The following is a 15560-nucleotide window of genomic DNA, read 5'->3' on the forward strand; positions in this document are numbered from 1 at the left end:
TTTGCGAATGCGTTCGATCAAGCGAGGACGTTCTAAAATCTTTTGAGATAAGGGTTTTAAGGATGAATCGTAGGTGGAAAGGAGCAGTAAACGGGCGCGGGCATGGGAAAAAGGAATACCAGGTAATAATTGTAAATAATAGTCAATAACTGCGGGAGAAAGCGGTTGAGCCGTAACGTAAATTAAGCGAGTATGAGGATTGCGGAGACGAATAAGGGAAAATAATAAACGTTCTTCATAATGGAGAAATCCCGGAATTTTCCCCAGTTGTCGCTGGTCAATACTCAAAGAGGGAATCACTAAAATATCATAATCATCTTGATCGAAGAGATCGATCGTTGCGGCACAACTTTTCAGACGACTTTGGAGTTTGCGTAACTGTAACCCAATTTCCGATATTTCCGGCATAGTTTGGCTTGAAAATGCGATCGCCTCCATTTTAGGGGATAAATTGGGCTAATATTAAAGATGTTCTCTGGGTTTTCAACTTTTAGCGATGTTAACTCCTTCAATCTCTGCAATTATTTGCACCTACAATCGAGATACTTATGTGGGTGCGGCGATCGATAGCATTCTTGCTCAAGATTTGCCCGAGTTTGAAGTTATTTTAGTGGACAATTGTTCCACCGATCGCACGAAAGCGATCGCCCAAGAAAGGCTATCCGATCCCCGTTTTAAGTATTTTTACGAGTCCCAATTAGGACTATCGGCGGCTCGAAATCGGGGTTTTAAGGAAGCAAAAGGAGATATTCTCGTTTACCTCGATGATGACGCAGTAGCTTCTCCTGGTTGGCTTCGCGCCATTTATCAAGCCTATAAAAACAATGAAAAGTTGGCGATCGCGGGGGGAAAAACAACTCTCATTTGGCCGCCTAACACCCCTCGTCCTAATTGGCTCTCACGGGACGCTTCTGGGGTCTTAGGGCTGTACGATCTCGGTGATGCACCCCTCTCCATCACTCGCCCGGATCGCAGCCCAATTGGGGCAAATTACTCCATTCGGCGCGATATTCTCGAGGCGATCGGTGGTTTTAATGTGAACTTGGGTCGGGTTGGCAAAAATTTAGTCTCGAATGAAGAACTTTTCATGACAGAACAAGTGCTAAAACAAGGCTGGATGGTGATGTATTTACCCGATGCCGCCGCCGGTCATAATGTTATTCCAGAACGCATTACCCCCAATTGGTTTCTCAAGCGGAGTTGGGGACAGGGAATTAGCGAAAGTTATCGCGATCAACTCGCTAACCGATCGGCTTTGACTCAATTTGGAAATGGTGGCGAACGCTTGCTACGCGGTCTTTATAAGTCTCTCAAATATTTCGGTTCTCCGGAGCAAAGATTTGAAAATTTCTTGTATGCTTACGGACAAATTGCTTATTTAAAAACCTCAATTCGAGGGATGTTGTTCGGCAAAATATCCGCAGAATAAAACTAGAAAAAAGTCCTATTTTTTCTATATTTTACTATCAATTAATCGCAGGTTCACAATAAAAGTACTGCCTTCTCCTTGTTTGGATCGCAGAGAAACTGTTCCTCCCATCCCTTCAACGAGAGTTTTAACGATGGATAGCCCTAAACCCGTCCCTCCCGTCGTGCGAGTTCGAGCCTCATCGAGACGGTAGAAACGCTCGAAAATGCGGGTTTGTTGAGCGAGAGGAATCCCTGGACCGCGATCGCGCACCTGAATGACTCCCCGGCTTTTATCGCGGGAGATCGTCACGGTTACAGGGCGATCGCTGGGGGAATATTTGACCGCATTCTCGATTAAATTTAATAACACTTGTTTGAGGCGATTAAAATCAGCGCAGACTTCGATCAATTCTGAGGTATTTTCAAACTCGATCGCGCGATCGGGATTATATTGTTTCGCCATCTCAACCACTTCTGAGCCAAAATCATTTAAGAGAACCGGTTCTTTGCGAAAGTGCAGGTGTCCGCTATCTGCGCGGGCGAGTTCGAGTAAGTCTTCTAGCAATTGCACCGTGCGATCGGCTTCTGAGGAAGCGATCGTTAAAGCCTCTTTTTGGGGATCGGTTAAGTTACTGCCTCGCCGTAGGGTACTTTGTAAATAACCAGAAACAATAGTGAGGGGCGTTCGCAACTCGTGGGAAACATCACTGACGAATTCCCGTTGGTGTTCCCAGGATTCGTGAAAGCGATCGAGCATTTGATTAAACGCATTTTCCAGTTGATGCAGTTCGCTAGGTGCAGAGTCGAGATAAAGCTGCTCTTTTCCTAACTGTTCTGCGGAAAAACTAGCAGTTAATTGGCTCAGTTTTTGTAAGGGTTGTAGGGATTTTTTGATGTAAAAGGCGATCGCAATAGTGATAGCTCCAATCGCGATCGCGCTAACAGAAGAAAGATTCCACAATAGCTTGCGAAACATCTGCCGATCCACGGTAATATTACGAGCAATGTTCATTTTTCCCACAGTGCGTGCGTCCACTTGCAAATCCCCCGCACAAATCGTCCAATAGCCCTCGCGAATGCGAAATACTTTCGGAATAGCAGTGGCTTGGCGATCGGCAACTAAAAGTAGGCGATCTTGTCCTCCTCGTGCTAGACTTGGCGATCGCGCGATCGTACCATCGGGACGCGCAACCCAAATAGAAGTTTCTTCCGTCGCAAGATAGGCGATCGCTCTTTCGATCGCCTCATCTACGCTCATCATTTCGCTATAAATTTCTACACTTTCACCAAAACGTTCTGCTAATTGTTCGACTTGTTTCTTATGAGAAGAGATAATTAAGTCATCGAGTTTCCAAGCAATGCCCAAAGTTACGCTACTAATCCCCAATATAGACATAGCTGCAATGCCGACAGTAAGCTGAAATTGCAGAGAATGAAAATCAAAACGCCGTCTAAAGTTATTTGCAGCCTTGCGAGGCCATTGAGGAAACTGCATGAGAAGATGCGATAAAAGTATGGATTTCCGATCTAATGCCAGCCTACCTTATTATTCTGAGAAGGGCATGATAAGGCAATGAGAGGATGTTTCAGGGATTAGTTTCCCACAAAGTAGAAAAACCAACGACTCTGGGTTTCATAGGCAAGATGGCGATCGCTGTATAATCGAAGCCCTTACTGTATAATTGAAGTCAATATTGACAATTAATAATTGAAAAAATGGGTAAAAAGATAATTATTGGTATGGCCAGTAGCTATGAAGAACTGGTACAAGAAGATTGGCTCTGGAATCAAACCCCAGAACCAATGGGAGTTTGGGGCAATATTCAAATGCAGGCACGTCGCGAATATCCCGATTTTCTCTTACTTTATAACTTAATTACTTTTCCCCAAGACGATCCTTTCACCTTACCGTGGAATAAGGCCTGGCGGCGCAGCGAATGGAGGGCATTGCAACAACGCAAAGAACTAGATGCAAAAATCCGATCGCGCTTGAGCCAAGTCGATCGCGATCGCACCGTTTCCCTATGGCGAGAACCTCCTTTAGAAGAGGTACTCGAAAGTCATAAAGTAATGTATCGAGAGGCACCCAAGTATTGTGGCTATATCTCTGGACCGGATGATTTTGCTCCGGTTCCCGACTATATGCCCGCTATTTGGTATCACGGCGACTCTTTTCGGGAGTTAAACGAAATGCCTCCCCCCCAGAAAATCCGGCGCTGTTCTTGGGTAACTTCAGGAATTTCCCGTACTGCTAACCATCGTAGGCGATTGGCCTTTTTAAAATCCCTCGTGGACAGTGAAGTTGAGTTAGATGTTTACGGACGCAATTTACCGGACTGGTCCCAAGGCTATGGAACAATTAAAAATAAATCTCATGCCCTCAATCCTTATTATTACAATCTAGCCATTGAAAACTATGCCGAAAATGATTGGTATGTCAGCGAAAAATTATGGGATGCCCTTCTCGGCTGGTGCTTGCCAATTTACCATGGGGGACCCGCCGCCGATAAATTATTACCTCCCGGTAGTTTTTTGCGCCTTCCTTCCCAAGACGAAAAGGGTTTAGCTTATATTAAAGAGGTAACATCTACTTTAGACGCTTGGCATGAAGCAAAAGATGCGATCGCAGAAGCCAGACAGATTATTTTACACGAGTTAAATCTCTTAGCATGGCTGTCTCGATTTGTAGGAAAAAATACGGGAAAAAATACCTAAAAATTAAAACTTTCTGGCTCACTAATTTCATTGCGAAAAAAATTTTATGGACGGAATTTGTACTCTGGGTAACGACCGTGTATTCGACCAAGTTATTGCGCTTCTCAATAGCATTGAGGTGATGTTAGGGGCGGATTTTCCTGTTTGTATTTATCCGTATGATGATAACATCGAGCAATTAACCGCCGCGATCGCCAATCGTCCGAATGTAGAAATTTACAGCGATCGCAACTCGATGGACGCATGGGATAGCTTTGCTAAAGCCGCATGGGACACCCACCCCACAGCGTTTCAACGGTGGAGTCAAGCGGGAAGTAAAGGCTATCATCGTTTTGGGACTCATCGGCGTTATTGCGCCTTTGACGCGCCTTTCGATCGCTTTTTGTATATGGATGCCGATACGCTTTTAATGAACGATCCTGCGCCAATTTTCAAGGAATTAGAGCATCATGATTGTGTTGTTTATGACTTCCAGTTTAAAGATATCACCCACATTTATGATGTTAATTCCCCCAAATTAACCCAAGTTTTTCCCCAAGAACGACTCGATCGCGAAATTTTCTGTTCTGGACTCTTTGCGAGTAAACACAATACATTTCCTCCGTCCCAACGAGATTGGATTGTCGATCGGTTGAAAGCCGGAGAAGCAGAAGTGCTTTATCCCATGTCCGTCGATCAGTCTTTAATTAATTATATGATGATGCGATCGGGCAAATCGATTTATAATTTGGCTTTGGAATTGCCTGGCGATCGCGCTACGGGATGTTGTGTCACTTCTCCCCACTTTGAAGCAGAAGATCATCTTCTTTACGATGGAGGGACTCGCTTAACTTACTTACACTACATTGGTATTTCTTCCCGTATTTTTGCACGCCTTTGTGGAGGAGAAAATATCGACTTTCCCTATCGCGATATTTTCCTGCACTATCGCTATCTCCACGAACCTGAAAAACGCCCAACCCTGTCGGGAAAACCGAAAGTTTATGATGCACCCCCCAGTTTTTTCGAGAAAATCAAGAGAAAATTAGGAATTTAGCATCAATAACTCTTTACTAATCACTAATCACCAATCACTAAAATGACTCGCGGTATTTATATCACAGCTAACGATAAAGTCACCGAACACGCGATCGCGCTTCTTAATAGTATTCGCTGTTACGATGCCGATACACCAATAACCCTGATTCCTTATGATGAGAATTATCATGCGATCGCCGATCTTCTCAATAAGAATTATGGCGTTAAAGTCTATGAAGATTTGGCTTTTATTGAGCGCCTTTCTCAAAAACTCTACGAAATTTTTGGTGATGGTTTCTTTGCCCGTCCCAATCAATTTCGCAAGCAGGCTTGCTGGTTTGGGGAGTTTGATGAATTTCTCTACATTGATACAGATATTGTTGTGTTTGAAAAGATTATTGATAATCTCGATTACTTCAAAGAATATGACTTTCTTTGTTGCGATTACCAACATTCAGGAGGACTGACTAATGTTTTTACTCCCAAAATTTTAGAAGATGAAGTATTTAAAGAAGAAGATATTCAAGGTATCTTTAATGGGGGTTGGTGGGCATCCAAGAAAAACCTACTTTCAGAACAAGATTTATACGATATGTTTGCCGAATGTGCTGCCCATCCTGAATACTTTGATTTCTCTAAAAAAACCTCAGATCAACCCATTATTAATTACACGATATTAAAACGCATTCCCCGCCGTTTTAATATTGTTCATCGCCCAGGACAAGCCCCGGGAAGTTGGGCGGGAAGTCCTCAATTTAAACGCCGAGGGAATATCTTATTTGACCCCAATCGTAACCAGGCTTTACAATATTTACACTGGGCAGGAATTCGCATTGAGCCGGGTTGTCCCTATTGGGATATTTGGAAACATTACCGCTATTTACAAGATGAAAACCCACCTCAAGATCCGCCTTTGCAAAAATCGGAAGGTCAGCTACGAAGATTTTTACAGGGTTTGAAATTAACATTACAAGGGAAAAGTTAATTTTTATTACATTTCCTGCAAATCTGAAAGAAATACAGTAAGAAATACAATCAAAATCTGATTTGATTGCGTAAATTCGTTTTGCTATGCCTCGACTTTCAACTTTAGATGCTTGGCATGAAGCAAAAGACGCGATCGCAGAAGCCAGGCAGATTATTTTACACGAGTTAAATCTTTTAGCATGGCTATCTCGATTTATCGAGAAGCAGGGGGGGGAACAGCCTTGCTACTTGGTGGAAACTGTCAATGAGGAAAGCATTACCATTCGCGATCGCTCGAAACTCTGTTTAACAGCATTAACCCGGATCGGTCTTGTTTTCAATCATTTGAGGCATTGCGATATAAATCTAAATATTTTGATAAGGGATCCAATTCCTCCAATTCTGGACAAGAAATTTTGTAGATACTACTAAAGTATTGTTTATATTTTTCGATTTCTTCTTTTGTTTTTTCTTGAGATACATGAATATTGGATAAATCTAAACCTAATAAATCTACATATTTGTTATAAATATCTATTCCCTTTTCACAACAATGATTAAAATTTTCTGTTCGATTTATAACCATAGGATTTGTATCATGGCTGCGAGTTTTGTCTAGTATTTTTGCAAAAGAGTCGGGGAAATTATGTATTGGATCGGATGAAAAAAGAGGATTGTCTAGCTGGTCTATTTCTTCTAAATCCCGATCTAATTCTTCTTCAAAATTTTGTCGTTTTTCTAACATTTTGCGTTCCAAATGAGCTATAATTTTATTCCTTTCTTTCTCAATATTCTGCAAGATTTCATCACTTTTAAGACTTTCTTCATCTTTATTGATTTGTCGTGTTATCTCTTCTTGTTTTTTATTGTCGAAGTCCCAGTATCTTAGGTTACTTCTCATAACGTTAAATGCTTTGTAAAAGCTAATCACTTCATTGTCTTTATCGTATATGTTGTGTATATAAAGTAATATAGAACGACGCAAAGAATTTTCGACAAGCTTCAAAAAGTAGTGGCCTATAGTAATGGAGACAATAGAATTTTTAGAAAATGACTCATACAATATAGTATCAAAATGATATTTTTGGAGCAAAAATCCTATCACTTTAAAATATTGTTCTGTGAATTCTTGACGATTTACCATATCTTTTATTTCCTGATTTATAATTACTTATTTTAGAGGAGAATCACGGCTTCAAATTAGATAAAGATGAGAAAGGGCATAACGATTCTAACCCCGAACATTTGTTCGTTCTGGATGAATTGGATGAATACCTCAAACAGGGAAAGCGGTTGGAAGATTTTGTCATGAAATTGCCCATCACCATCACCTCGGACACTGTACGAAGAGTAACGTAAACAACGTAAACAGGGAGCATGAAACGATCTTAAACACGCTCCCATTTTGTTTCATTTAAAACCATATTCTTTTCATCAAGAGATGATATATCGCCACCATAATCTAAACCAATTACATTTGCAACAGCCGTTCCAAGTAGGGAAAAAGGTATCAATACTGCTACTCCGTCATTAAATTTTTTTACATAAAGTGATAGTTTTTTGCCCTTTAGAACCCAGCTCCCAGTTAGATGATTACTACCATTGATAAAGCTCATAGTGCGAGAGAGTATACCACCTCGAGTCACAATATAAGAAAAAGTCCCGTCTTCCTTAATTGTCAAAGTTATAATTCCACTCCCTTCGCCAGCCAGCTCACCTTGTCTCCAACTTCCAATCATGTATTTTCTAATTTCAGAATTTTGAAGCATTTCGCACCTCTCAAAAAAAGGAATCAGGACTTACGCACCCAAACGAATTTTCGTGGTTTTTACGAGTTAACGATCCCTCCCGTCCTTGTCCTTTATTAAGGGAGGCAGGGGAGATCAATACGCTATGGATAGTGTAAGTATTTTACACTGCGTGAATCCTAGGGACAATATCACTATAGCATTTTCCGATCAAGTATGATAGACCAGTAGAGACAAGCCTGGGTAAATATGGGTTTAGTGCGATATGGTGCAACCCGATAAACTTTCCGTGTTGTATGACTCGGCTGCCAGACTGCGATCGCCTCAATTCAAACCTGCTTCTGCAAGCACCAGACGCAAATCCTCACTCAAACCGAGTTGTATCGCCCACTCTTGCAGATAGTTGAGATCGAGCAATTCTCCTTGAACCTTGAGAATGCCCAAAACATCACGCCACTGCTTTTCCGACTGACTTTGCTGTCGCCATTGCAGCTTGCTTAAAATCGTGTCTTCGGGACTGGCATAATACAAAATCCGTCCTTCCTCCATTGAGACTGCCTGCCGTCGCGACCATTGCATTTGGTCGAAAGGGGTTGTCCCCGAAAAAATCAAATCCCCTCGGGCAATCGTCGCAATGTGAATGACTTGCAGGATATCGAGATGTCCGTTTTTCACATCTTCTACACCCGCCACGTAAAATCCAGATGCCTCGAGGGAGGCGATCGCCTCATCGAGTCGATCGCGCTGTAGGGACACCACCACGTCCAAATCGCGAGTGGTGCGGGGTTCTCCGTACAAAATTGCCGCCGATCCGCCTGTAATGAAATACTCGATTTGTAAGGATTCAAAAAGGTCGTGCAACAAAAAGGCGATTTCTAACGGGTCTTGAATCCACATCTTTTCGTTGTTTCCCGGTACGAACGCCCTCGGATAATCATCTTGCAACCACGCCCTCGCTATTTTCGACCCCAAGGTTCGACCCGTCAAGTTAGGGAAACGCCGCTTAATACTTTGCAACGATAATTGTCGGGTTCGCTTCATCAACCCCCGCGCCATCCCGTATCGCTGCAAGGGCGATCGCGATCGCAGCAGCAAAAATTCCAACCGATCTGCCTCGGCGATCGTATCTTCTGCTTGGGGGCGATAGCCCGGTTGTTTTAGGTCTGTTACCATGCAATCTAATCCCTAATTCAAAACGAAGTGCGTAATTACTAAGCCTCAACTTTCAACAATACCTCTCCATTCATTAAACGTTGCGCGGCATCGAGAAGAACATCCTCCACATAAGGCTTGGTAAAATATCCCTTTGCACCGCGTTCTGCGGCAGCCATCTGGTGTTTTTTCGCACCTCGGGAAGTGAGCATGGCAACAGGAATTTTATTAAGTTTCTCATCATCTTGGAGTGTTGCAATTAACTTTAGCCCGTCCATTTTTGGCATCTCAATATCGCAGAACACGACATGAGGGTTCAAACCTCCTTGTAATTTATCTAGAGCTTCTTTTCCATCCCGTGCCTGTTCCACCACATATCCTGCCTTCTCAAAAGTCATGGATAAAAGCGATCGCACCGTAACCGAGTCATCAATAATTAGCACTTTAGGTTGACCCTGAATAAAAGTTTGGGATGGAGGATTTGGAGTTTGGGGGGCTGAGTACATCTTCTGTTGCCCGTTGCCCGTTCCCTGTTGCCCGTTCCCTGTTGCCCGTTGCCCGTTGCCCGTTCCCTGTTGCCCATTCCCTGATGCCTGTTCCCTGTTAATCGACTCAGACATTCCCGATGTTGTAATACCAGGCTGGCGAATGCTATTTTTGAGCAGAACTTCTCCATTGCGAATGCGATCGGCAGCCGCGAGTAATTCTTGTTCCACATAGGGCTTAGTAAAATAGCCACTTGCCCCGCGTTCCGCCGCCACCTTGCGATGGCGTTCCGCCCCGCGAGAAGTTAACATCGCTACGGGAATGCGTTGCAGTTCTTCATTTTCGTAGATTTTGCCCAACAATTCCAATCCATCCAAACGAGGCATTTCAATGTCGCAGAGGGCAATATCCGGCGTTAATCCTCCTTTCAGTTTTTCCCAGGCTTCCTTCCCATCCCGTGCCTGTTCGACATGATAGCCTGCATTTTCAAAGGTCATGGACAAGAGCGATCGCACCGTTACCGAGTCATCAATAATTAACACCGTTGGTTGAATAATCATTGTTTCCGAGGTTTGAACCAAGGTTGGCGACTCCATCGCAGCAGACTCGGCACGTTTAGAGGCTCGCGGTCGCGCTTCGCGAACCTTGCGGGTGCTACCCTCGAGTAGTACCTCCCCATCAATCATGCGTTCGGCGGCATCTAAGAGAACTTCTTCAAGATAAGGCTTAGTAAAATAGCCACTCGCCCCTAATTCCGCCGCTACTTTGCGATGGCGATCGGCACCGCGAGAAGTCAGCATGGCCACGGGAATATCGCACAATTCTTCATCTTTTTGCACCCGTCCCAAAAATTCCAAACCATCTACCCTTGGCATTTCAATATCGCAGAAAACAATATCGCAGGGCATTCCCGATCGCAATTTATCCCAAGCATCTTGACCATCTCGTGCTTGTTCGACGCGATAGCCGGACTTGCTGAAACTCATGCTCAATAATTCTCGAACTGTAATGGAGTCATCGACGATTAAAACAATAGATTCATCTTGCAGCGATCGCGCATCTGTATCGAGATTGCTTGTCCCCGTCGTTTCCCACATCGCACTCCCCATATCTTTGCGAATGCGGCCTTCGGAAATTTCAATCAACTCCAGTACGTCGGCGATCGCCATAATCTTCCCGTCCCCCTGTACCGTCGCCCCCGCTATTCCGGCGGGTTTGGGAATGGGACCGTAGAGTTGTTTAATGACGATTTCTTGTTCCCCCACCACTTGATCCACCCCGACGGCAATATGACTTCCAGAACCGCGTAAAACCACCACAGAAAGAACATTTTCTTCCCGTTTGCCACCATAAAGATTGCTGCGACCGATGCGACGGTTATAAGAAAGTAATTCTGAGAGGGGAGCATAAGGTAATAGAGTATCGCGCCAAGGAATGCACATTTGACCTTGAGCATTACGCTGTAATTTGCGATGGGGCAGATCGATCATGTCTTCTACCCCATCTAACGGAAATGAAATCGGGGCATTTTCGCTGACGCAGCAGAGTGCCTTACAAATACTTAAGGTTAAAGGCAGGCGAATGGTAAAGGTCGTGCCTTTGCCCAGTTTTGAGTCAATGCTGACCGCGCCGCGAATTTCATTGATACTGGTTCGTACTACATCTAAGCCAACGCCGCGTCCGGCAAAATTATCAGCTTGGTCTTTGGTACTAAAACCGGGATGGAACAACAGGTCGTAAACATCCAAACGAGAGAGACGCTTGGCGCGATCGCGATCGATCAGTCCTTTTTGAATCGCTTTTTGTTTGACGATATCGGGATCGATCCCCCCGCCATCATCGGACACGGAAATCACTGTTTGGTTTCCCTGCTGCATGGCAATCACTTTAATATGCCCCATTTGGGATTTTCCAGAAGCGAGGCGAACTTCCGGGAGTTCAATACCGTGGGTCAGAGCATTATTGACCAAATGAGTCAGGGGATCCGACAGGTGTTCCAAAATCATTTTATCGATCAGGGTTTCCTGACCTTCCAATTCCAATTGTGCTTGTTTGTTCAGTTGCGGGGCAATGCGTCGTACTGCAAGGGGAAGGCGACTGGCGGTATTGCCAAAGGGAATCATGCGAGATTTAGTCAAACCTTCTTGCAGTTGAGAGGTAACTTGCCTTAAGGTTCGCGCCACCTGATCGATATCGTCCACGAGAAACTGAATATCAGAGGCAGATTCTCGCACTCGCACGATCATCTCAATCGTTTCTTGAGCAAGTTCGTGGAACTTACTAAAACTATCCATTTCCAAGTTGTCAAAGCCGCTATCGCTGGCATCTGTGGTCGTGGTGGAATGGGCAAAATCGTTGGTTTGGTTGGTGTGATATTCCCGACGGCTGCGAAGGAGGGCATTTTCTAAGAGGGAGCGTTCGTAGAGGTCCTGCATTCTACCGCCGACATCGCTGAGATTCTGCACTTGGTGCATTAAGCTATCGAGGAATTGCCGCAAGCGTTCTTCGTCTCCTTCTAAACTGTTCCGGTTAACGACTAATTCCCCGACAAGGTTGCTGAGGTTGTCCATTTGTTTGACGGGGACTTTCAGGGAGGCTTCAACCTTGGGTTTATTGGTTCGAGGACGGGTGGGACGCTGCGATCGCTTGGTGGATTCTAGGGGGATTTCTCCGGCTTGTTGTTGCGCCCTCAGCAGCATTTCTTCAACATCGCCAAAGTCTTCTTCTGAGGTACGAGGTACAACGGGTGTCTCTTCCCCATTGCCTTTGGCCTCTTCCCTATCTCCTGTGCCTGTGGGTTCAACTTCCAAGAGAGCTTCAAGTTCGCTAAAAGTCGTCGCAACTTGTAAATCTTTCGCACTGAGAGCAGGTTTGTCGAGGAAGGCTTCTAATTCATCGAGGCGATCGTAGTAGTTGAATTCATCTTCTGGTGTTGTGGCAATCTCTTCAACTTTATCTGTAGTTTTAGGAACTGTTAAAGGCTCTTCTGAGGGCAAGGGGGTTAATTCTGGCATACTTTCCCCCTCGAGGAAGGCTTCCAATTTGGCAAATTCCTGTTCTTGGAGTTCGGGGATCATGCTGGCATTGTCGTCAATGCTCGCATCTGCGAGTAAATCTGCAAGTTCGTCTTGGGAGGATAGGGGCAGTGTTTCTGGGGCAGTTATCTCGTTTGCCAAGAGGTCTTCAAGGGCATTGCTTTCCTCTAATTCCTCTTCTTGAGGACTGCTTTCTGGCAATATTTCCTCTAGGCTCGGCGTTCCTGTAACATCCGCCAATAAGTCTTCGAGGCTGTTTGTCTCCTCTAGCGCGATCGCGTCATCGGTATCGTCACTGATATCCAGATCCAAATCCAATAAGGCTGCCAAATCATCTTCTTGAGAATCCCCTGCGGATGACGCTTCTATGAGATTTGTCGTTTCATCAATATCACTTAATAAAAGATCGAGATTATCAAAATCTTCTGTGGCGATCGCTTCGTTTTCTTGTCCTGAAAATAAAGCGAATAAATCCTCATCGTCAGAATTTTCCGATGCTTCTGAGAGGGAAGATTCTCCATCATCCAAGGAAAACAGGTCTAAATCTTTCCCTGTCTCATTGGCGGTGTCATCCTCATAAAGTTCTAATAAACCCAGATCGGCAAATTCTTCTTCGGGAGAAAATTCGGAAACAGTTTCCGCGATCGCCGTGTCGGGAATATTCTCCAATAACGCATCGAGATCGTTGATTTCTGGCTCTTGATTGGTCATGTTGTTATCCCCTGGGAGCAATGCAATAAATTCATCATCTTGACTGACTTCAAGGTTAGTGACAGGTTCTAAAGGTGTTAAGGTGATTTTTACACCCTCTTTTATCTGTGAACCCGAAGCCGGAATGGTTGTCTCAATCTCTTTTTCTAATCGATCGGATTCTAATTCACCTTTGTTTTGAATTTGGGAATTGCCGCGATCGCGCAAACTCATTGGTGTGGTTTGACCGCTCAAAAACGCCTCTAGATCGTCGATATCGTCGATATCCTCAATATCGATATCCTCAATACGGCTCTCTTCTCCATCAAAAAGGGGATTAAATTCACCATTAATACCTAAATCTTGCGGGTCAGATTTCCTCGCATTTGGGGCTGTTGTCTCTAAATTGAGGATATCACTTTGCACAAAAGTTTCAAAAGGATCGAAATCATCGAAGGCAACAGCCATCTCTGGGGATGAGGGAGTTGTGTCAACAGAGACAGAAATATCGAGCAAATCCCTCATATCTTCTAATTCTGGTGGTTCTGTCGAGATTTCCTCCCTTGCGGAAATTACTTCGGGTTCGCCAATATTCCCGATCTTAGCGGCATCGGACGGATTGGATATCTCTAAATTAAAAGCAGGGTTTTGGAGCAGATTTTCGGTTTCGCCATCGCCAATATCGGAAAAGATCGCGTCTAAGTCTTTATTGAGATCGTCATTAAGGGTTGGACTAAGGGGTGCGGCGGTCAATTCTGGGTTGCTTGAGTCAGAAAATTCTGGCGATCCTGCCTTAAATTCTGGGATATTCCCCAGTCTCTCATCTTCCTCAAAAGAAAACCCCTCCCCAAATAAATTATCAAGGGAATCAAAATCAGCATGGGGAGTGGCAGATTCTTGTTTTTCTTGGATGCCAAAGGATAGCAGTTCGCGATCGCCTGGGGAAGTTGGAAGGCGATCGGGGGGAGAATCCATCAGTTCCGTTTCTTCTAAGGTCATATCACTGCCAAAGAGATCCTCTAACCCATCTTTGAGTTCGGGATCTGCCTCAACGGATGCACCTAGACTCAACTCAGGTTCTGGGGAGTCGAAGAGACTGCCAAAATCTGTGTCTGTTAGAGATGTCTCTTGAGAATCTACGAATTCGTTGGAGTCGATCGTTTCTTCCTGCCAAGTTTGTTCGAGATCGAGGGGATCGTTTTCAAATAGATCGGCGAGATCGTTGAGTTCGCTGGAGTTTACATCTGAGAGGGTCGATTTTGTCACCCGTTGCGCTAAATTGAGGAGTTCGCTGCTGGGAACGATCGCCTGTCCTTCTCCCGCCACCAAATGTGCCACCGCTTCTTTAAGATCGTTTAAAATCCATTGGCTGGTGGTGTGATAGTCATTTTTGGGATAGGCGATCGCCGTTTGAGCGACTTCTAGAAAATGCGTCCACTCGGTGCGATGGGAAGAATCTTCCAACTTAGCCAAATGGCGACAAAGGGTTTGAATATGAGTGCGGCGATCGGCAGAATCTCCTTGCTCGTGGAGTTCGCCAATTTCCGCTAGGGCTTGTAGGACTTCCTCTTGGAAGGTTTGGGGGAGGACAAAAGCATTGCCGAGGTTTCCCTTTTCGTCCCTTTGGTGAAGGGGAGAGGTCGAAAGTTTGTCTAAATGTTGGGAGATTTTCTCGAAGAGGGGTTCGACTTTCCCCATAATTGTTTGGGTAAAATCTTCGGGAAGACTTAGGGTTTCTTCGAGCTTGTCTACCAGGCTATCCAAAGCGTTGTAAGCCTTAGAAAGCCAAGCAACGAGAGTCTCATCGACCTTTAACGGCGATGATTTGAGCAATTTAAAATAATCTTCAAGACGATGAGCAATGACGCGAATGCTTTCCAATTCCAGCATGGCCGCGCCGCCCTTGATAGAATGCGCGCCGCGATAAATTTCTTGTATTTGTTCGGGATCGTCTACTGTTTCCTGAAAATCCTGTAAACTTTGGGCGATGACTTCGAGGTGTTCCTTCGCTTCTAAAATAAAATATCCCGTGATTTTTTTGAGTTGTTCCGCATCCATTCCTTTATTTCCCCGATCCCGAGTCTTGGCTCAATCCCTATTAGCTTAAATTTAACGAATATTCACGCGATCGACATCCTTTCGTGAAAAATTTATCTTTTAGGCGGCATTTTGTGCCAAATAATCCCCAATCTAATGATGGTGGGTTGCGATCGCATTTTCTTGTTGTTTGGGTCACAGGGAAAGGCGATCGCAATCTCTAAGATAGTTCGTTCCCATCACAGTATTTTGTCGCAAAAACGAAAATAATGGGAGGGAAAGAATCGGTAAAGTGCTATGTTCT

The 15560-nt window shown here is 44.4% G+C and carries 9 protein-coding genes and 2 pseudogenes; 5 read left to right on the top strand and 6 right to left on the bottom strand.

Features of this window, described 5'->3' with window-relative positions:
- Window positions 1–408, bottom strand: a pseudogene (locus VB714_RS11680) (carboxylate-amine ligase); the annotation flags it as partial.
- A gap of 88 nt (window positions 409–496) precedes the next feature.
- Between VB714_RS11680 and VB714_RS11685 the strand changes: the two are divergent.
- Window positions 497–1429 carry a glycosyltransferase family 2 protein gene (locus VB714_RS11685; protein WP_323224292.1) on the top strand — a complete coding sequence of 311 codons (933 nt, stop codon included), beginning with the start codon at window positions 497–499 and terminating at the stop codon, window positions 1427–1429.
- Between the two features lie 24 nt (window positions 1430–1453).
- Here VB714_RS11685 and VB714_RS11690 read toward each other — a convergent pair whose 3' ends face one another.
- On the bottom strand, window positions 1454–2905 hold the full coding sequence (locus tag VB714_RS11690) for a HAMP domain-containing sensor histidine kinase (RefSeq protein ID WP_323224294.1): 1452 nt from the start codon (window positions 2903–2905) through the stop codon (window positions 1454–1456).
- Window positions 2906–3126: 221 nt separating this feature from the next.
- Here VB714_RS11690 and VB714_RS11695 point away from each other — a divergent pair, with 221 nt between their 5' ends.
- The 4 genes and pseudogenes from VB714_RS11695 to VB714_RS27410 form a co-directional block, all read left to right on the top strand.
- Window positions 3127–4125: a glycosyltransferase family 10 domain-containing protein gene (locus VB714_RS11695; protein WP_323224296.1), complete on the top strand. Its 999-nt coding sequence runs from the start codon at window positions 3127–3129 to the stop codon at window positions 4123–4125.
- Window positions 4126–4171: 46 nt separating this feature from the next.
- Window positions 4172–5161: an Npun_R2821/Npun_R2822 family protein gene (locus tag VB714_RS11700; protein WP_323224298.1), complete on the top strand. Its 990-nt coding sequence runs from the start codon at window positions 4172–4174 to the stop codon at window positions 5159–5161.
- A gap of 42 nt (window positions 5162–5203) precedes the next feature.
- Complete coding sequence (locus VB714_RS11705) at window positions 5204–6127, top strand: Npun_R2821/Npun_R2822 family protein (protein ID WP_323224301.1); 924 nt, start codon at window positions 5204–5206, stop codon at window positions 6125–6127.
- 98 nt (window positions 6128–6225) lie between these two features.
- Window positions 6226–6333 (top strand): annotated as a pseudogene (locus tag VB714_RS27410) (glycosyltransferase); the annotation flags it as partial.
- Between the two features lie 112 nt (window positions 6334–6445).
- Here VB714_RS27410 and VB714_RS11710 read toward each other — a convergent pair.
- From VB714_RS11710 to VB714_RS11725, 4 genes are all read right to left on the bottom strand, one after another.
- On the bottom strand, window positions 6446–7252 hold the full coding sequence (locus VB714_RS11710) for a hypothetical protein (RefSeq protein WP_323224303.1): 807 nt from the start codon (window positions 7250–7252) through the stop codon (window positions 6446–6448).
- A 244-nt stretch (window positions 7253–7496) separates the two neighbouring features.
- A complete protein-coding gene (locus VB714_RS11715) occupies window positions 7497–7877 on the bottom strand; it encodes a hypothetical protein (protein WP_323224305.1) in 381 nt (126 codons plus the stop codon).
- A gap of 303 nt (window positions 7878–8180) precedes the next feature.
- On the bottom strand, window positions 8181–9029 hold the full coding sequence (locus tag VB714_RS11720) for a hypothetical protein (protein ID WP_323224307.1): 849 nt from the start codon (window positions 9027–9029) through the stop codon (window positions 8181–8183).
- A gap of 38 nt (window positions 9030–9067) precedes the next feature.
- Window positions 9068–15277: a response regulator gene (locus VB714_RS11725; protein ID WP_323224308.1), complete on the bottom strand. Its 6210-nt coding sequence runs from the start codon at window positions 15275–15277 to the stop codon at window positions 9068–9070.
- Between the last annotated feature and the right edge of the window lie 283 nt (window positions 15278–15560).

Source organism: Spirulina sp. 06S082 (assembly GCF_034932145.1).
Taxonomy (GTDB): domain Bacteria; phylum Cyanobacteriota; class Cyanobacteriia; order Cyanobacteriales; family Spirulinaceae; genus CCY15215.